This window comes from Thermobifida fusca YX (assembly GCF_000012405.1).
Lineage (GTDB): Bacteria > Actinomycetota > Actinomycetes > Streptosporangiales > Streptosporangiaceae > Thermobifida > Thermobifida fusca.
Genome location: NC_007333.1, coordinates 2,013,777 through 2,032,245, shown reverse-complemented (window position 1 = coordinate 2,032,245; position 18,469 = coordinate 2,013,777). Strand labels below are relative to the sequence as shown.

The window sequence follows — 18,469 nt, the reverse complement described above, 5'->3', positions numbered from 1 at the left end:
GACGCGGCCCGTCCCGCCGGCCGGTCTTAGTCAACTGACCCAGGCCTGGACGGTGGGGAGACGATGAAGATCTCGGTGGTCGTGCCCGCCTACAACGAGGAGGCGGTGATCGAACGCTGTCTGAATGCGTTAGTGAACCAGATCGTGCCGGTGGACGAGATCCTCGTCGTCGACAACAACTCCACTGACCGCACCGCGGAGATCGCCGAGAAGTACCGCGAGTACGGGGTCCGGGTCATCCGTGAAACCGTCCAAGGGCTGATCCCAGCGCGCAATCGCGGATTCGACGAAGCCACCGGAGACATTCTGGGGCGGATCGACGCCGACACCGTGGTGGAACCGGACTGGTCGCAGCGGCTCGCGGAAGCGTTCGCTGATCCGGACGTGGCGGCCGCGACCGGACCGTCCTGGTTCTACGATGCGCCGCTGCGCCGCACCGGGCTGGCCGCCCAGCGGCTGCTGTGCCACCGGGTCAACCGGGTGCTCTCCGGCCACCCCATGCTGTGGGGGTCCAACATGGCGGTGACCAAGGAATGCTGGCGGGAGCTCCGCGACCACGCCTGTCCCGGGCCGGACATTTTCGAAGACCTGGACTTGGCGATCCACCTGCACCGGTTGGGACGTACGGTGCGCTACAGCGACCGGCTGCGCGCCCCGGTCTCCGCCCGCCGCATCGGGGGGCCGCTCCGCGACCTCTACCGCTATCTGCGCACCTGGGACCGCACCTACGCGCTGCACGGGCAGCGCCGGGCGGCCGCGGGGGCGCGGATGTTGACGTTGGCTGGGCTGGTCGTGCTCTTCCCGCTGGTGGGGCTGCTGCTGCGCGCCTATGCCCCGGAGCAGGGGAGGCTGTCGCTGCGCCGTTTGTTCTCCCGCGGGGCGGCACCGGGGTCGCGGCCTATCCCCTGACCGGTGGCCGCGTCACCGGTCAGTCCAGGGGACGCCAGTCGGCGTTGGCGCCGCAGATCACCACGCACGGCAGTTCGCCGGGGACGTGCCCGGCCAGCCAGGCAGCCATGGGAGTAGCCGCGGCGGGCTCCACCGCGATCCGGAATTCCTCCCACAGCAGGTCGCGGGCGGCAAGGATCTCGGGGTCCGAGACGAGGGTGGAGGTCACGTTGCGGTCGCGCAGTACCGCGAACGGGATGTCGCCCACCCGGGAGGCGCCCAAGGCCGAGGCCGCTACTGAATCGACCGGGGTGTCCACGGGCTCGCCGGCGGCGAATGCGGCGTGCAGGCTGGCGCAGCCGCGCGGCTCTACCGCGACGGTGAGCCGTTCGTCGCCGATGCCCAGGCTCACGCCTGCGGCGAGACCGCCGCCGCCTACGGCCACGGCGACTGCATCGCAGTCGGGTGCGTCGGCGACGATCTCGTGGCCGAGCGTGCCTTGGCCTGCGACCACGTCCGGGTCGTTGTAGGCGTGGATGTAGCGGAGCCCTTCGGTGTCCGCGTAGGCGCGGGCTGCGGCTTCCGCTGCCGCGTACTCGGTGCCGGCCCGAACCACGTCGGCACCGGCGTCCCGCAACCGCCGCTCCTTGACCGCGGGAACGGTCTCGGGTACGTACACGGTGGCCGTACCGCCGAGCAGGTGCGCGGCGGTGGCCACTCCGAGGCCGTGGTTGCCACCCGAGGCGGTAACCACCCGTTCACCCCTGTCCCCGGTGAGTAGCGCATTCAAGGCGCCGCGTAGTTTAAACGCACCGGTGAGCTGCAAATGCTCCAGCTTCAGCAGCAGGGGGCGGCCCCGCAGACGAGTGCGCAGGAGCGGGGTGCGACGCAGATAGGGAGCGGTGCGTTGGACAGCGAGGTGCACGTCGAAGGTCGTGGGGACCTGACGGGACACAGTGATGCGTGACGTCATGGTTCCACTCTGCCCACCAGAGGAATTAAGTTAAAGTTACTCTTTCTAAAGAAGATTAAGAATCTCTTGCCGCATGGGGGTGTGGTGCTCGACGCGAACCGACTGCGAGTCCTCGTGGAAGTGGCACGCGCGGGGTCCATTACCGCGGCCGCGGAACGCCTGTCCTTCACCCCGCCCGCGCTCTCCCAACAGCTCGCCAAACTCGAACGGGAACTTGGCTGCGCACTCCTCGAACGCGGCCGCAACGGGGTGCGGCTCACCGAGGCCGGGCGGGTCCTGCTCGACCACGGGGAACGCGTCCTCGGGGAACTCCGCGAAGCGGAACGGGCCGTGCGCGCCACCCTCGGCCAGCACCCGTCCACCCTCAGCCTGGGCGCCTTCGCCAGCGCAGGCACCACCCTCCTGCCGAGCGCCCTCGCGGAATTCCGCCGCGCCCACCCCCACGTGCGGCTCGCCCTCAGCGACGTGGAACCCCCTGACGGCTACGGGCTCGTCACCTCCGGCGACCTCGACCTGCTCATCACCCACTGCTATCCCGGGACCGAGCTGCCGTCCGCCACCGGCCTCCGCCGGGAACGCCTCCTAACCGACCCCCTGATGCTCGTCCTGCCTGACGGGCACCCAGCCATCGACAAGCCCCGGATCACCCTGGCCGACCTCGCCGATGAAGAGTGGATCTGCGGTGCACCCGGCATCCACAACCGAATCGCCTTGGAGACCGCGGCTGCCGAAGCCGGCGTGGAAGTGACCGTCGCCTACGAGACCCGCGACTACGAGGTCACCCTCGCGCTGATCCGTGCCGGCGTGGGTATCGGCCTCGTCCCCGCCACCATCCTCCGGACCCACCCCGAACACCAGTGGCACGCCCACCAGCTCTCCGGGACCGACCTGGCCCGCACCATCTTCCTCGTCTACCGGCCGCGCCTGCCCGAGCCCGTCGCCGCGATGGCCGCTACCCTCCGGGACGCTGCCCGGCGCGCCCTCGCCTGAACCGGAAGCCGCTCAGCTGCTCGGACCGCTTTACGGCAGGGCCTGCTCCGCCCAGATCGTCTTGCCGTTGGTGCGGTGTCGCGTCCCCCAGCGGCGACTGAGCTGCGCCACCAGGAACAGGCCGCGTCCCCCCTCGTCAAAGGTCCGCGCCCGCCGCAGATGCGGCGCAGTGTTGCTGGCATCGGAGACCTCGCAGATCAGCGTCCCATCCTGGATCAGCCGCAACTGGATGGGGGCGCTGGCATAGCGGATCGCGTTGGTCACCAGTTCGCTGACCACCAGTTCGGTGGTGAACGCCAACTCCTCCAACCCCCACGCGGCCAACTGCCGTGTCGTCCACGCGCGGACCTCCCCCACCACTGCGGGGTCCGCAGGCAGGTCCCACGTGGCCACCTTGCGGGAATCCAAGGCGCGGGTGCGGGCCACCAGCAGCGCTGCATCGTCGATCGCACCAGCCGGCAGCAGGGTGCGCACCACCGAATCGCAGACTCCCTCCAGCGACGAGGAAGACTGCGACAAGACCGCGCGCAACTGCTCCAACCCCTGGTCCATGCCCGTGGTCCGCGACTCCACCAGGCCGTCGGTGTAGAGCACCAGCAGACTGCTGGGTGACACCTCGAATTCCACCGACTCGAACGGCACCCCGCCCACCCCCAGCGGAGGCCCCGCGGGCATGGCCACGAACTCGACCGACCCGTCCGGGTGGACCACGGCAGGCGGAGGATGCCCGGCCCGCGCCATAGAGCAGCGTCGCGACACCGGATCGTAGATCGCATACAGGCAGGTCGCGCCGATCTCGGGCATGGTGTCCGGCCGAGGGCTTTCCTCGGCGGAAGAGTAGGTCGCCTCCTCCGTGTTGAGTCGGATCACCAGATCGTCCAGGTAGGTGAGGAGCTCTTCCGGCACCAAGTCCACATCCGAGAGGGCGCGCACCGCCGTGCGCAACTGCCCCATGGTGGCGGAAGCGTGCAGCCCGTGCCCGGTGACGTCCCCCACCACGAGCGCCACCCGCGCCCCCGACAGCGAGATCACGTCATACCAGTCGCCGCCCACCCCGAACCGGAAACCGGCAGGCATGTAGCGGGTGGCGACCTCCACCGCGGAATTGTGCGGCAGCCGCTTCGGCAGCAGGCTCCGCTGGAGAGTCAGCGCAGCGCTGCGCTCCCGCGAATAGCGGCGGGCGTTGTCGATCCGCGCCGCGGCCCGGGTGGCAATGTCCTGCGCCAACAGCAGGTCGTCCTTGCTGAACGGCGCCAAGCCGTGGCGCCGGGTGAGCAGGATGAGACCGAACGGGCGGCCACCAACCAGCAGCGGCAGCATCATGAACGACCGCACCCCGGCCGCCTGGATGATCTCCCGGTAGGCGGGGTACCGTTCCAGCCATTCCTCGAGCTCCGCGGAGTCCACCCGGAACCGTACCGAGCGCTGCTCCGACAGGCACCGGCCCAGCGGCGAGTTCAACGGGAAGCGCGCCACCTTGCCCGGTTCAGGGATCCCCTCGATATGGAGGGGTTCCCGCAAAGTGGAGCGGCGGACCAGGCACCGCAGGGAAACCGGGTCGTGGAGCGGAGCGAACGTCGGTTCCGCGCCCTTGAAGACCGACTCCAGCAGCAGCACGAAAGCCGAGTCGGCGAACTGGGGGACCAGCACCTCCGCGGTCTCTTCTGCGGTACGGGTCATATCCAACGTGGTGCCGATCCGCATGCTGGCGTCGTTCAGCACGGCCAAGCGGCGGCGCGCCCAGTACTGCTCAGAGGTGTCGAACACCGTGCAGGCGGCGCCCCGGTTGTGCCCGGCAGGGTCCTTCAGCGGCGCAAAGAACAGCGTCCAGGCACGTTCCGGGGAGTCCTCGCGCAACTGGCTGCGCACCTCGTGGCGGATCAGCTTCCCTTCCCGCAGGGTCCGTGCCACAAGGTCGTCGAATTCGGTGAAGATCGGCAGCGGGGTGAGCTCCCGTAGCCGCTTCCCCAAGGCTTCTTGCACGGGAATCCCGGAGAGGCGGGCCATCGAATCGTTCATCTCGGCGAGCTGCCCCTTGTGGTTGAAGATCGCCACTGGCAGCGGCGATTGGGCCAGCGTCCACTCGCGCAGGTGTGCCAGATCCGGGTCCTCCACCGGCGGCTGGTTCTCCTGAGACGCAGACCGGTCCAAGATGGTCAGATACCAGTGGACAATCCCTTGCGGGCCGTGCAGCGGGTGCGCATACAACTGCAACGGCAGCGGAGTACCGTCCCGGGCATGCGCGTTCACCTCGCCGACCCACGCCGCGGGATACGACGCGAAGTCGATCGGTGCGGGACCGCCGAGCCCGAACACTTCGGTGATCGGACGACCCACCGCCTCTGAAGGGAGGTAGCCAAACAGCCACTGGGCCCCCAAGCTCCACGCCACCACAGTGCCGTGCACGTCAACCGTGGCAGAGGCCATGCTCCCACCGGGAACCGGATCGTAGGAGGTTCCCTGGAAAGTGCTGTCGCTGTCCATGCCTCACCTCGCTGACGCTGGTCGCCGAGCACGCCGCTGCCAGGGGAACTTCCCAGTTCAGGGCATCTTCACCGTGAATGTTTGGCGAGGCCGTCGACGCAGACCGCTCACGCGGCCCAGCGGGACACGACGGCGCGGACCGCACCCCACTCTTCCTGCGGCGTGATGACCACGGGTGCGGGGATGCGCGTCTTGGCGGCGGCGTCCACAAACACCCCGCGCGCCCCCACATCCACCAGATGCCCGGGCGGGGCGATTCGCCTAGCCAATGCCGCCACGGCGGCCAACACCTCGTCTGCGGAGGCATCACGCCCCGGAAGTGCAGCCAGCGCCGCGTCCCGGCTGATCAGCGGCGTCCACAAGGGCGCGTCCACAGGCTGCACGGACACGATGTGGTGATCGTGCCCGGCCACAGACAGAGCCATAGGGCGACCGCACCGGGCAAGGGCGTGGGAGTCGCTGACGAGCGCGATGATGCCGATTTCCAGGGCGTTGAGCCGAACGGGCTGCGAAGCGGTCGTGGACATCATTGTCCTTCCTGCTGGGTGTGACGCCCCGTTGGCGCCTCTCTAGGTGTGATGCACCAGAAGCGCCGCAAAGACGCATCGTGGCCGGGACCGGCCAACCGTGGCGTTGTCCGGCGTCTGCTTTCGCGGTTACCCAGGGACCGCTTTCCCAACCGGAGAGCAGGGAGAAAACCTGGACGCGGAAGCGCTCAACCAGTCTCCACCGGACCGCTGTCCGGTTCGAACCGCACCACGATCGACTTCGACGTGGGCGTGTTCGACCCTTCCGCGGTCGAGTCCAACGGCACAAGCACGTTGGTCTCCGGATAGTAGGCGGCGGCACAGCCCGGAGCCGTCGGATAGTACACGACCAGGTAGTGGGCGGCCCGCCGCTCCACACCGTCCGGCCATTCGCTGACAATGTCGGTGTACGAGCCGTCAGCCAGGCCGAGCCGCTGCGCATCCTCCGGGTTGACGAGGACCACCCGTCGGCCGCCGCGTACCCCCCGGTATCGGTCGTCGAGCCCGTAGACCGTCGTGTTGTACTGGTCGTGCGAGCGCAGGGTCTGCAGCAGCAGACGTCCTTCCGGCACAGTCAGCGGAGTCATCCGGTTGACCGTGAAGTTGGCTTTCCCCGTGGCGGTGGGGAAGCGGCGGCTGTCGCGCGGCGCATGCGGCAGCAGGAACCCGCCGGGGCGGCGCGCCCGCTCGTTGTAGTTCGCAAAACCGGGGATGACCCGCTCGATCCGGTCGCGGATCAGGTCGTAGTCGCGGGCGAAGTCCTCCCACGGCACCGGGTCGTCCGGGCCGAACACCCGCCGGGCCAGGCCCGCCACGATCGACACTTCCGACCGCATCTGGTCAGAGAGCGGCCGCACCGACCCGCGGGACGAGTGCACCATCCCCATCGAGTTTTCCACCGTGACAAACTGCTCCTTGCCGCCCGACAGGTCGCGGTCGGTGCGGGCTAGGGCGGGGAGGATGAGCGCCCGAGCCCCGGTGACCACGTGGGAACGGTTAAGCTTGGTGGACACGTGCACGGTCAGCCGGCACCGCCGCATCGCGTCCTCGGTGACAAGCGTGTCGGGGGAGGCGGACACGAAGTTGCCGCCCATCGCGAAGAACACCCCCACCTTGCCGTCCCGCATGGCACGAATTGCTCGCACCGTGTCATAGCCGTGGTGGCGCGGCGGCTCGAACCCGAATTCTGCGCCGAGCGCGTCGAGAAACTCCTCTTTCGGCTTCTCCACGATGCCGACAGTGCGGTCGCCTTGCACGTTGCTGTGCCCGCGGACCGGGCACACGCCTGCTCCGGGGCGGCCCACGTTGCCGCGCAGCAGCAGGAAGTTGACGACCTCGCGGATCGTGGGCACCGAATGCTTGTGCTGGGTCAGCCCCATCGCCCAGCACACGACGATCCGCTTGCTGGCCTGGATCATCTCCAGTGCTTCGGTGATCTGCTCCCGCGGCAGGCCCGTGGCGGTGTCGACGTCGGCCCAGAACTTCTCGTCGCTGTCGGCGCACAGTTCGTCGACAAAAGCGTCGAAGCCGTGGGTGTGCTCGGCAATGAACTCCCGATCCAGCACTGAGCCGGAGTTGTCCCGGTCCGCTTCGACAAGCATCCGGTTCCAGGCGCGGAAGAGCGCCAAGTCCCCGCCCAGGCGGATCTGCAGGAACAGGTCGGTGAGCCGGGTGCCGCCCCCGACAATGCCGCGCGCCTTCTGCGGGTTCTTGAACCGCATCAGCCCCACTTCGGGCAGGGGGTTGACCGTGATGATGCGGGTGCCGCCGCGTTTGGCCTTCTCCAAGGCGCTGAGCATCCGCGGGTGGTTGGTGCCCGGGTTCTGCCCGGCCACAATGATCAGATCCGCCTGGTAGAGGTCCTCCAGCAGCACGCTGCCTTTGCCGACGCCGAGCGTCTCGGTGAGCGCCACCCCGGAGGACTCGTGGCACATGTTGGAACAGTCCGGCAGGTTGTTGGTGCCGAACTTGCGGGCGAAAAGCTGGTAGAGGAACGCTGCTTCGTTACTGGTCCGGCCCGAGGTGTAGAACACGGCCTCGTCCGGGGAGTCCAGTGCGGCTAGCTCCTCAGCGATCAGGGAGAAAGCGCGCTCCCAGGACACCGGCACGTAGTGGGTGGCGCCCTTGTCCAGGAAGACCGGGTGGGTGAGCCGTCCCTGCTGGCCCAGCCAGTAGCCGGAGCGGGTGGCCAGTTCCGCCACCGAGTAGCGGGCGAAGAACTCGGGGGTCACTGCGCGGCGTGTCGCTTCTTCCGCCACCGCTTTGGCGCCGTTTTCGCAGAACTCCGCGAGGTGGCGGCGCTTCCCCTCCGGCCAGGCGCATCCCGGGCAGTCGAAGCCTGTCTTCTGGTTGACGTCACGCAAGGTTGCCAGGCCGCGCGCGGCACCGGACTGGCGGCTGACCACCCGCAGGCTGTTGATGACCGCCGGGATACCCGCGGCCGACCGGGTCGGAGCGCTGATCGCGGGCGTGTCCTGACGGGGGTCTTCCTGCGGCGCGCGTGACATGCTCGGGCCCTTCTCCGGCTCAGAATCGTCCACTCCAGGCCCGGACAGGCCGGACCGCCCTCATTCTCTCCCACCTGAGGGCCGCGGAGAAGCACAGAAAGCCCGGGACAAGGAAGCGGACTCGGACCGGGTGCGGACGCGGGCCGAGCCCGCTGCCCTGCCCGGGCGGCGGACCACAGACCCGGGCAGGTGCGGTCCGCCCACCTCGTACCATTCCCGGCCTGCCCCGGCCGGGCGCGCGGCTCTTCCCCTGGCGGTCAGCCCACCGTGGCGAGCGCCCCCGCCAGGCTGGGCGCCAGCGGCAGCAGCGGCAGCCGGGTCGCCTGGTAGGCGTGGTAAACGTCAGGTTTGCCGCTCCACGTGCCGCCGGGCGGGGGAGCGAGCGTCGGGTCGAGCTCGTGGTGCCAACTGCCCTGCACGGTGTCCACGAAATACGTGGCGGCATGGTCCCACCACGTCCGGTACCAGTGCTCGTAGCGCTCGTCGCCAGTACGCTGCCCCAGTACCGCCGCAGCGGAGATCGCCTCGGCCACCACCCAGTGCATCCGGGAGCGCACCACCGGAGTGTCGTCGTAGTCGAGGGTGTAGACGAAGCCTTCCGTTCCGTCCACCGACCAGCCGCGTGCCACGGCGGCGGCGAACATCGCCTCCGCGTCGGCGAGCAGCCACGACGGCGGGTCAGGCAGCGCCGCCTCCACGTGCACCAGGAGCCGGGCCCATTCCAGGACGTGGCCGACGGTGACCCCGTAGGGGCGGAACGGGTGGGCGCGGTCGTCGGTGTTGTAGTCGGCCACGACCTGCCAGTCGGGGGTGAAATGCTCGGGGAGCCGCCAGTCGCGGGGCGCGGCCACCTCGTGGACGAAGAAGTGGGCGATCCGCAGCGCACGCTCCGCCCACACCCGGTCCCCGGTGGCGTCGAACGCCGCGAGGAACGCTTCTACCAGGTGCATGTTGCTGTTAGCGCCCCGGTAGGGCTCGTCGGCGTGCCACGCGGCATCCCAGCTCTCCCGGCAGCGGCCTGTCTCTTCCTCCCAGAACCGCTGTTCGATCACTGCCGCGGCGGCGTCGAGGAGTTCCCGCGCGCCGGGCCGTCCGGCCACGGTAGCGCTTGCCGCTGCGAGGAGCACGAACGCGTGCTGGTAGGCCTCTTTGCGCGAGTCGGCGACCGTGCCGCGGGAGTCCAGGGCGGTGAACCAGCCGTCGTGCTCCGGGTCGCGCAGCGGCCCCGCCAGGGCCCGCAGCCCGTGGTCGGCGAGTGCGCTCGCCCCGGGAATCCCTTCCAGGTGGGCGAGTGCGGCCACGTGGGTGACTCGGCAGGTGATCCAGGTGTGCACTCCCTGCTCGGGGAGCGGTGCGCCGCTCCCGTCAAGCCAGGCGAAACCGTGCTCGGGGTGGTCGGCAGCAGAGGCAAAGTCCACCAGGCGGCGCGCCTCGGCGTCCAGCCAGGCCCGGTGTGCAGCTCGCGCGGTCCACAAGGTCATCGGTGGCGTTCCCCTCGGTCAGATGCGGACGTGTGAAACGCCGTCCCTCCCTCCGTGCCGTCGGTGCGGTGCAACGGCATACGCGCACGGCGCCGCGTGGAGGATACCCGCCGGGCTTACCGGGCCTCCACCTGGTTCACCGCGCCGGAGGGGCCGCACCTCGGAACTCCTGCTGATCTACGACATAAAGGTAGCGGGGATTGTTCCTTACCTGCCCGGAACCAGAAACCACCGAACCGAATCAGTAAGGACGAACCACTTTCGACAGGTCGAAAGCGACGGTGCACGTGTTCGGAATCCTGAGACCATGCCGGCATTCCCTGCCGCACGATCTGGCCACCCAGTGGCTGTCCCACCTGTGCGGACTGTGCCTAGCGCTGCGTGACGACTACGGCCAGGCAGCGCGGCTCGCCACCAACTACGACGGACTGGTGGTCTCTGCCCTGGTTGCCGCTCAGACCGACACGGGCCGGCAGACGCGCCTGGCCGGACCGTGCCCGCTGCGGGGCATGCGCCGCGCTCCGGTTGCTGTCGGCGCGGGAGCACGCCTGGCAGCGTCGGTTTCCCTGCTCCTCGCCGCAACCACCGTGGCGGACCACGTCGCTGACAGAGACGGCGTGTACGGGAAAGCGCTGGTGCGCGGCGCAGCCAGCAGGCTGTCCCGGCACTGGGCGGCTGACGCCCACGACACTGGACGGCGGCTGGGATTCGACAGCGGGCTCCTGCTGACCGTGCTGGACCGGCAGCGCGAGGTAGAGGAGCGCGTCGGGCCGGGAAGCGACCTTCTGGAGGTGACCGCACCCACCGAGGAGGCGACCGGGGACGTGTTCGCCTCCACCGCGCACCTGGCCGGGCGGCCCGGCAATGAGGCTCCGCTGCGTGAAGCAGGACGGCTGTTCGGCCGGATCGCCCACCTGTTGGACGCGGTGGAGGACCTGGAAGCCGACCGTGCTTCCGGCACCTGGAATCCGATCGTCGCCACCGAAACGGACCTCGCCCGGGTACGGGAGCTGTGCGACGATGCTGTCCTGGGCGTGCGGCTTGCTCTCGCCGACGCCGAGTTCACCGACGACCGCCTCGTCCACGCTCTGCTCGTGCACGAGCTGGAGCGTGCGGTGCGACGCGTTTTTGCTCAAGCAGGTTACGGCGGGGGACACCACCGGGACCCTGGGGGCCCGCAGCCGGTGGACCATCCGGGCGGTGACCATGCTGACCGTTCGTCCCCGCGGTCCCGCAAGGTTCCTGACCAGGGCTCCTGGTGCTGCACTACGCCCAAGGCCAGTAACCCGCCGCGACGTCGCGGCGGGTTCGAGGGCTGCGCGGTCGCGCTGTTCATGACCTGTACCGGCCAGATATGCTGCCGCGACCCCTACCCGGGGCCGTGGACGGGCGAGCCTCGTGACGCGTGGTGCACGTCGTGTGACTGCGACTGCAACTGCTGTGATTGCGACTGCTGCTGAGCGCACCGTCCGGTCCACCGCGGGGCCGCTTGTCGGGGGAGCGCCCGGGCTGCGGCAAGCCCGGGCAGCAGACGTCCTGGATCGCCAGCAGTGACCGGAAGCCCAGGTCCGCAGGCCGGTCCAGGGCGGGCATGCCACGGGGAGACCACCTCGAGTAATAAAGATCACATCATCGGATGAGATGGTGTGGATTTTTTACTCCCCGTCGAGTGTTGAGAGCGGTTGGTACCCCTCCGTGTCCCTTGCCGTGGGACTGTTGCGCGCTGAAGGAGTGTAGTGACTCGCAGCGAAGCCTGCCCCCCAGTAACCCCATCCCGAAATTCCCAAGAAAACCCTCCGCCCTGCCCGGAGAGTGACTCCGAGCCGAGCGCGCCCGTACCGAGACGGCGGTCCACCGCCTTCCTCGCCGTCGTGCTGGGCGTCCTGGTCTCCGCCGGTCCGCTCGCCACCGACCTGTACCTTCCCGCGTTCCCGGCCATCGCCGAGGACCTGGCCACCACCGAGGCCCGCGTCCAGTTGACCTTGACCTCGTCCATGCTGGGCCTCGCCCTGGGACAGCTCGCCGTGGGACCGATGAGTGACGCGTGGGGACGGCGCACCCCGCTCCTCGTCGGCACCGCGCTGTTCATGGTGACGTCACTGCTGTGCATGTTCGTCACCTCAGTGGAGATGTTCATCGCCATCCGGTTTGTGCAAGGATTGGCCGGAGCGGCGGGCGCCGTCGTCTCCCACGCGGTCGTGCGCGACTTGTACGAAGGAGACGAAGCAGCCCGGTTCTTCTCCCGGCTGATGCTCGTCTCGGGGATGGCGCCGATCCTGGGCCCCCTGCTGGGCGGACAGCTGCTGCTGGTCGGTTCGTGGCCGTTGAGTTTCGCCCTCCTCGCCCTGATGAACGGGGTGGGGTTCCTCGCCGTGCTGTTCTTCCTCCCCGAAACCCTGCCGCGACACGACCGCCAGCCCATGCGGATACGGCCGCTGCTGGCCACCGTGGGGCGCCTACTGCGGGATCCGAGGTTCGTCGGACCCATGCTGGCGCTCGGCCTCAACTTCGGGATGATGTTCACCTACATCTCCTGCTTCTCGTTCGTGGCACAGAACGAGCTGGGCGCGTCACCGCAGATGTTCGGCATGCTGTTCTCGGTCAACGCGGTGGGAATGGTGACAGGAACCCAGGTGAACAGCCTGCTCATCGGCCGGGTGAGTATGGTCCGACGGCTCATGGGCGGACTCGTCCTAGGGCTGGGCGCAGTGGCCGCCATGGTGGTCATGGAGGTGACGGGGACAGCCGGGCTGGTCACGATCTCGGCGGCGCTGGCCGTCATGATGGCCGGTATGGGCCTGGTGTTCCCCAACGCGACCACGCTGGCTCTGTCGTCGCAGCCGCCGTCTGTGGCGGGGACCGCGTCGGCTCTCGCGGGGTCGGCCCGGTTCGTGTTCGGCGGCATCCTGGCCGCGGTGGCGGGAATCGCTGCCGGGGGCGAGGCGTCCCTGGCGAGCATGGTCTGGGTGATGGCTGTGACGGGAGCGCTGGCCCTGGGGATTTTCGCGCTCAGCGCCGCGCTGGAACGGCGCGCCGTAGCCTGAGCGGGCGTTTTCTTCTTCCCCGCATCCTGGAAGTGGTTCTGTGCCGGGCGTTGTGCTGCGAGCGCCCCGCGAGTCTGTGCGGCCGGGTCCAATAGGGGAGGCTGCCCGCGGGCGGCTGCACGCCCGCGGTTAGGGCCCGGCCCTGGCTCCGAGGGGGCGGCATCCCGGCACCACCCCGCAGCTTTCCTGCTGCCCGTTCCCGTGCCGGAGGCATTCTGTGGCGGCCGCGAACACCCTTACCGCCGCGCCAATTGTGACCAAAAACACTGAAACTGGGCGGGTAGCGGCCCGGCCCCACCCGTGTTTGCTGTTTGACCAGGAGAATGGCGCGGGCTTTCCACGGTGGTGGCTCAGGGCCGGCACTGTAGTGCAGTGCCGGCCCTTCCGGTGTTTCGGGGGCGGATGCTGCCCGCGCTTCGGCTCCGCGCGAGGCAGGCAGCGGAGTGGTCCGACTTTTACCTTGTGTTTTCTTCTGATTACTCCCCGGTAGTGCGGGGGATGCGGGTCGAATACCGGCGCGCCCCGCTTCGCTGCGGCCGCGGCCCACCCCTGCGAGCTGTTGACAGACCGTGAGCTTGCCGGAAAGTAACGATTCAGTGCACAGTAGGGCACGTTCGGATGACCGGGGACAACGGGGGGAGGTCCTCCGGCCTTGCTGTGAGGGAGTGGGAAGGTCATGCGCCAGTCACGGACCTCAGATTCACCGCTGCCACGCGTGAACGTGCTGGGCGAGTTGGTGTACCTGTGCGCCGAGCGTGACGGCGACAACGCGGTCCTGCAATGTCCTGACGCGGATGGGTGGCGAGACGTGGGCGCCACCGAGTTCCTGACCTCGGTCACCAAACTGGCGAAAGGACTCATCGCCGCGGGCGTCGTACGTGGCGACCGGGTACTTGTTGCGGCCCCCGACGGCTACGAGCGGACACTGCTGACTTTTGCGGTGTGGGCCGCAGGCGGAGTGGTGGCGTGGGTACCGTCCCGGTGCTCGCCAGGGCTGCTGCAGTGGGCGCTGCGGGACAGCCGTCCCGCGGTCGCAGTCCTGCGCAACCAGCGGCAGGCGCGAGTGGCGGCGTCGCTGCAGCACGAGATTGTGGACCTGGGACGGGTGTGGGCGTTGGACGAGGGCGGGCTGGACGCGATCGCCAAGCCTGGCGCCTACATGGACGGCACCGCAGTGCGGTTCCGCGTCGAAGAAGGCAACGCTCAAGACCCGGCACTGATCTACTACACGCCGACCACGCGGCGGCGGGTGCGGGGCGCGGTGCTGTCCCACCGCAACCTGCTGGGCGCGGCCACGGCCCTCATGGAACGGCTCTCCCCGGTGCTGCGGGAGCTGCGGCCCGCCGATGCTGTAGCGCTGCTCGGCCCGCAACTCCAAGGATTCGCCACCTGCCTGGCAGTCGTGGCAGGGACGTTGGCCGGGGTGCGGATCGCTTTCCCCCGACCCGGCGAGGTCTTCGCCCACCAGGTCCGGGCGTTTGCGCCGACCCTGCTCGTGGCAGACGCTGAATTCCTGACCCGCGTCTACGAAGTGGAACGCTCGCGGGCCCAGCAGCAAGGCGGCTGGGACGGCGCCCAAGGGTTCGAAGCCGCTACCCGGTTGGCCGTCGACCTGGGCCGGAAGAAACGGCGCCCCTGGCAGCGGGTGTCGCGGGCCCTATACGACTGGGCGTTCGCCCGAGTCCGGGACGCTTTCGGCGGCCGACTGCGCGCCGTGGTCTGCCCGCAGGGCGGGATGGAAGAACAGGTGGCCTACTACTACTCGGGCCTGGGGATCTCTGTGCTGGAAGGCTTCGGCCTGGTGGAGGCCGGAGGGCTCGCCACCCTGACCGTCCCGGGAGAATGCCGTCCCGGCACCGTGGGCCCCCCGCTGGAGGGCACGGAACTGAAGATCGCTGAGGACAACGAGATCCTGGTCCGCGGCCCAGGAGTGTTCACCGGATACCACAACGCGATCTACGACGGCGGCCAGGCAGCGCAAGACGGCTGGCTGGCCACGGGCTGGCGCGGGGAGTTGGACGACCGGGGATGGCTGACCCTGTGGGGCCGGAAGGGAGACACTCCCTCCCGCAGCGTGGTGGAGGAGCCGCCCGCGGTCGGCAAGGTCGTGGCCGCCGATTACGCGGTCCTGGAGGCGCGCCTGTTGGAGCATCCGCTGATCAGCCAGGCGATCGTGCTAGGCGAAGGCCGCCCTTATGCGACCGCGCTGATCACGTTGAAACGGGACCAGCTGGAGTACTGGCGGCTGGTGAACAACATGCCGTTGACCACCCCGTTGGAGCAGGTCGCCTTGACCCCGGAGGTGGGAGAGGAGATCCGCCGGGTGGTGGAGGAGATCAACCAGGGCATGCCGCCGGAGTTGACGATCCGCGCCTTCCATGTGCTTCCGGAAGAGTTCACCCCGGCGAGCGGGCTGCTGCTGCCTTCCGGGCGGCTGCGCCGGGACGCGGTGCTGCGAGCGTTCGCTGAGGAGATCGAAGCGTTGTATGCGCCGTCGTCCCAGGAGGAAGGACACCAGTAACCCGCTGTGGCAGGTCGTGCGGGCGGGCCCGGCGGGTGGACCCCGCAGCCCGGTGCAGTGGGCAGAGCACTGGTGAGCACCAGAGCCGGGAGACGTTGGCGGTGTGGGCCGTGTCCCAGCCGGTGCCTGCGGCAGGCTGACGCACGGCCCGCACCGCGCGCATCACGGTATCCAGCGTCTCCGGCGTCCTGCTGTCTTCGGCCCCGCCTGTACCGAGGTATCCCGGAGCGCTCCTTGGACCACCCGGCGTCCGGCCTGCCCCGGACATCCGGACGGCAGACCCGCGGACGGCCGTGCCCGGTCGTGCCGGGACGTGCGCCCAGGACTACCGACCCCACCTGCGTGGGGAACAGCACCGCGTGGCACGGTGACTCGTAGAGCACCAGCGCGTCGTCCCGCCCTGGGCGGCGGCCGTACCGCCGCAGGCTCCGAACCATCAGGCGCGAGGAAGCCGCCGGGATTCTGGGGACGTCGCATCAACCGAGTGGACTCAGGGGAGGCACCGTGCTGCCAGAGGTAGAGGCATGGTTCGAGCGGCGTACCAGCCATATGCGGGATTGGGACGCTGACGTCCTTGCCGGCAACAAGCAAGGCCAGCGGATCAGTGTGGTCCTCCCGGCACGCAACGAGAGCGCAACGGTCGGCACGATCGTGTCCAGCATCCGCACCGCCCTGTGCGAGCAGACCCCCCTCGTGGACGAGATCGTGGTGATCGACTCGCGGAGCACCGACAACACCGCTGAGGTCGCAGCCCAGGCAGGGGCTACCGTCTACCACCAAGACGAGATCCGCCCCGACCTGGCCCCCGGGGAAGGGAAAGGGGAGGCGCTGTGGAAGTCGCTGTTCGTGGTGAACGGGGACCTTCTCGTCTTTATCGACGCTGACCTGGTGAGCTTCACCCCCGACTACGTGACTGGGCTGCTCGGCCCGCTCCTCACCGACCCGGACGTGGTCTACGTCAAAGCCTGCTATGACCGGCCGCTCACCGGCGCGCCAGGCAGCGCCTACGACGGGGGACGGGTCACGGAGCTCGTGGCCCGCCCGCTGCTCAACCAGTACTGGCCGCAGCTCGCCGGGTTCGTCCAACCGCTGGCGGGAGAGTATGCCGGGCGGGCTGACGTGCTGCGCCGCCTCCCGTTCGTCTCCCACTACGGGGTGGAGCTAGGGCTGCTCATCGACCTGCTGGAAACCGCAGGGCTGGACGCGCTCGCCCAAGTGGACCTGGGGGTGCGGGAGCACACCCACCAGAGCACCCCGGACCTGGGGGTGATGGCCGCGCAGATCCACCACACCGCGCGCAGCCGCTTGCTGCGTTCGGGGCGGGTGGTGGAGACCGGCGAGGTTGCCACCACGCTCGTGCAGTATGTGCGCGACGAAGCAGCGGACGGCTCCTATGTGCCGTATCCGCGCGAGACCGCTATCACGGAGCGGCCGCCGGTGGACAGCGTGGCCGAACCCGTGCTGACATGACCTCCTTCCCCGCTCCGGGCACCACGGATAGCAGCCCTGCCTGCTACGCCCGGGGTGAACTGGCGTGTTTCCGGGGATCTCCCCGGGAATCCGCCCGCCGATTTCCGCTGACCGGGGCACAACTGTGATGATGCACTCGTGTGGCGTTTACTGATCGGTGAGCTGTACCCCGAGGTGGAGTTCCTCGAACCGGCCAAGGAAGCGCTGTTCTGGCGGATCGAGGAGGCACTCGGCATGCCTGTTCCTTGGGAACTGGTGGAGCTGCTGCGGGAGACCAACGGGGTGTGGAACGAGTACGGCGACGCCGTGGTGTGGTCAGCCGAACGCATCATCGAAGACAACCTCGCCATGCGTTCCGAACCGGACTACCGGGAGCTGTATGCGCCGTTCGACAACCTGATGTTCTTCGGGGACAGCGACATGGGGCCCCAGTTCGCCTATGTCCATACGGGCTATGGGCCGGGCATCATCTCCTGGGACCACGAAACCGACGAGCGCAGGCTCGTGGTGGTGTCCCTGCGGGACTACCTGGTGCGCCGTTTCACCCAGGGCAGCGACTGGTTCCGGTGAGCGGAACTGCTCACGGCTGCCGCGGGCGGGGCACCCCGCGTTCCTCCAGCACGTGGCGCATCGGCGGGCGCTCACTGACTTGGACGTCCCAGTCCAGTGACTCGTAGCCGGAATCGGTCTGCACGAACTGGGTGATTCCCCGCGAAAACGGATGCTTGGGCACGACGATGCCCTGCCGGTGCATTCGCGACCACGCGGTGTCGAGGATCTGCCCCGCCATACGGCCCAGGGCTGCGGTGGACTGGTGGGAGTGCTCCCGGCTGCCCAGGTCGGTTTGGGCCATCCGGTCGACCCCCACCAGCTCAGCCAAGTCCACAAGCAGCGCGAACTCGACGCCGTAGCCGCAGACGAACGGGACTGACTCGAGGACGTCGCGCCGCCCGGCGTACTCTCCGGCCAAAGGCTGGATGAATCCGGACAGTTCCGGCCAGCACATGTTGAGCAGTGGACGGGCCAGCAGTTCCGTGACCCGTCCCCCGTCGAAGGGACTGTACGAGTTGGCTTGGCGGAGCGGGCGACTGTAGCAGCCTTTGACGTAGGCCAGGGACGGGTCGGCGAGCAGCGGGCCAACCAGGCCGGTGACGAAATGCGTCCCGAAGTTGCGGATGTCAGAGTCGACGAAGACCACAATGTCCCCGTTGGTGACAGCCAGCGACTTCCATAGTGCTTCGCCTTTGCCCCACAGTCCGGGCAGGTCGGACAGGATGTCGTCCTGGGCGTAGACCGTGGCCCCTGCGCGCGCCGCCACCTTCGCGGTCTCGTCGGTTGACCGCGAGTCGATCACGACGATCTCGTCGACGACCGGAATCTGTTCCACGAGGGATTCCCGGATGGTGGTGACGATCGTTCCCACCGTCTCCTGTTCGTCTTTAGCGGGCAAGACGACGCTGACCGTGGTGTCTCCTTTAAGGTCGGCAACGCGGGAGGCAGGCCACTCGAGGTGGGAACTCATCCGGTTGGACAGCCACTGGCGGGTGCGCGTTGGCATCATGGGCAACTCCTCACGGTTGCGGC

At 68.8% G+C, this 18,469-nt stretch carries 13 protein-coding genes; 7 read left to right on the top strand and 6 right to left on the bottom strand.

Annotated elements, in window-relative coordinates; all coding sequences use genetic code 11:
• The first annotated feature begins 63 nt into the window (after positions 1 to 63).
• Complete coding sequence (locus TFU_RS08580; RefSeq protein ID WP_011292168.1) at positions 64 to 909, top strand: glycosyltransferase; 846 nt, start codon at positions 64 to 66, stop codon at positions 907 to 909.
• A 19-nt stretch (positions 910 to 928) separates the two neighbouring features.
• Here the strand turns inward: TFU_RS08580 and TFU_RS08575 are convergent, their stop codons facing one another.
• Positions 929 to 1,861, bottom strand: a complete 933-nt coding sequence (locus tag TFU_RS08575; RefSeq protein ID WP_011292167.1) for a threonine/serine dehydratase — start codon at positions 1,859 to 1,861, stop codon at positions 929 to 931.
• A gap of 84 nt (positions 1,862 to 1,945) precedes the next feature.
• On the opposite strand from TFU_RS08575, the gene TFU_RS08570 reads away from it, so the two are divergent.
• Positions 1,946 to 2,851 (top strand): LysR family transcriptional regulator, encoded by a 906-nt coding sequence (locus TFU_RS08570; RefSeq protein ID WP_011292166.1) that lies wholly within the window; start codon positions 1,946 to 1,948, stop codon positions 2,849 to 2,851.
• 30 nt (positions 2,852 to 2,881) lie between these two features.
• On the opposite strand, the gene TFU_RS08565 is transcribed toward TFU_RS08570, so the two are convergent.
• The 4 genes from TFU_RS08565 to TFU_RS08550 form a co-directional block, all read right to left on the bottom strand.
• Entirely contained in the window at positions 2,882 to 5,335 is a 2,454-nt protein-coding gene (locus TFU_RS08565; protein WP_011292165.1) for a SpoIIE family protein phosphatase, read from the bottom strand.
• 107 nt (positions 5,336 to 5,442) lie between these two features.
• Entirely contained in the window at positions 5,443 to 5,865 is a 423-nt protein-coding gene (locus tag TFU_RS08560; RefSeq protein ID WP_011292164.1) for a hypothetical protein, read from the bottom strand.
• A 185-nt stretch (positions 5,866 to 6,050) separates the two neighbouring features.
• Positions 6,051 to 8,369 (bottom strand): FdhF/YdeP family oxidoreductase, encoded by a 2,319-nt coding sequence (locus TFU_RS08555; RefSeq protein WP_011292163.1) that lies wholly within the window; start codon positions 8,367 to 8,369, stop codon positions 6,051 to 6,053.
• 257 nt (positions 8,370 to 8,626) lie between these two features.
• The gene (locus tag TFU_RS08550) at positions 8,627 to 9,850 is read right to left on the bottom strand and encodes an AGE family epimerase/isomerase (protein ID WP_011292162.1); all 1,224 of its coding nucleotides are present in this window, start codon (positions 9,848 to 9,850) and stop codon (positions 8,627 to 8,629) included.
• A 287-nt stretch (positions 9,851 to 10,137) separates the two neighbouring features.
• On the opposite strand from TFU_RS08550, the gene TFU_RS08545 reads away from it, so the two are divergent.
• The 5 genes from TFU_RS08545 (at position 10,138) to TFU_RS08525 (ending at position 17,455) form a co-directional block, all read left to right on the top strand.
• A complete protein-coding gene (locus tag TFU_RS08545; protein WP_227481040.1) occupies positions 10,138 to 11,310 on the top strand; it encodes a DUF5685 family protein in 1,173 nt (390 codons plus the stop codon).
• Between the two features lie 276 nt (positions 11,311 to 11,586).
• A complete protein-coding gene (locus TFU_RS08540; protein ID WP_011292160.1) occupies positions 11,587 to 12,894 on the top strand; it encodes a multidrug effflux MFS transporter in 1,308 nt (435 codons plus the stop codon).
• Between the two features lie 676 nt (positions 12,895 to 13,570).
• A complete protein-coding gene (locus tag TFU_RS08535; RefSeq protein ID WP_011292159.1) occupies positions 13,571 to 15,415 on the top strand; it encodes an AMP-dependent synthetase/ligase in 1,845 nt (614 codons plus the stop codon).
• 504 nt (positions 15,416 to 15,919) lie between these two features.
• Positions 15,920 to 16,885 (top strand): glucosyl-3-phosphoglycerate synthase, encoded by a 966-nt coding sequence (locus tag TFU_RS08530; RefSeq protein WP_011292158.1) that lies wholly within the window; start codon positions 15,920 to 15,922, stop codon positions 16,883 to 16,885.
• A 138-nt stretch (positions 16,886 to 17,023) separates the two neighbouring features.
• Positions 17,024 to 17,455: an SMI1/KNR4 family protein gene (locus tag TFU_RS08525; protein WP_011292157.1), complete on the top strand. Its 432-nt coding sequence runs from the start codon at positions 17,024 to 17,026 to the stop codon at positions 17,453 to 17,455.
• A 10-nt stretch (positions 17,456 to 17,465) separates the two neighbouring features.
• Here the strand turns inward: TFU_RS08525 and TFU_RS08520 are convergent, their stop codons facing one another.
• Positions 17,466 to 18,446 (bottom strand): glucosyl-3-phosphoglycerate synthase, encoded by a 981-nt coding sequence (locus TFU_RS08520; protein WP_011292156.1) that lies wholly within the window; start codon positions 18,444 to 18,446, stop codon positions 17,466 to 17,468.
• Between the last annotated feature and the right edge of the window lie 23 nt (positions 18,447 to 18,469).

Excerpts from the sequence above, each read along its gene's own strand:
- TFU_RS08555 (WP_011292163.1), bottom strand. The coding sequence starts at position 8,369 with ATGTCACGCGCGCCGCAGGAAGACCCCCGTCAGGACACGCCCGCGATC.
- TFU_RS08535 (WP_011292159.1), top strand. The coding sequence starts at position 13,571 with ATGCGCCAGTCACGGACCTCAGATTCACCGCTGCCACGCGTGAACGTG.
- TFU_RS08565 (WP_011292165.1), bottom strand. The coding sequence starts at position 5,335 with ATGGACAGCGACAGCACTTTCCAGGGAACCTCCTACGATCCGGTTCCC.
- TFU_RS08580 (WP_011292168.1), top strand. The coding sequence starts at position 64 with ATGAAGATCTCGGTGGTCGTGCCCGCCTACAACGAGGAGGCGGTGATC.
- TFU_RS08520 (WP_011292156.1), bottom strand. The coding sequence starts at position 18,446 with ATGATGCCAACGCGCACCCGCCAGTGGCTGTCCAACCGGATGAGTTCC.
- TFU_RS08550 (WP_011292162.1), bottom strand. The coding sequence starts at position 9,850 with ATGACCTTGTGGACCGCGCGAGCTGCACACCGGGCCTGGCTGGACGCC.
- TFU_RS08575 (WP_011292167.1), bottom strand. The coding sequence starts at position 1,861 with ATGACGTCACGCATCACTGTGTCCCGTCAGGTCCCCACGACCTTCGAC.
- TFU_RS08560 (WP_011292164.1), bottom strand. The coding sequence starts at position 5,865 with ATGATGTCCACGACCGCTTCGCAGCCCGTTCGGCTCAACGCCCTGGAA.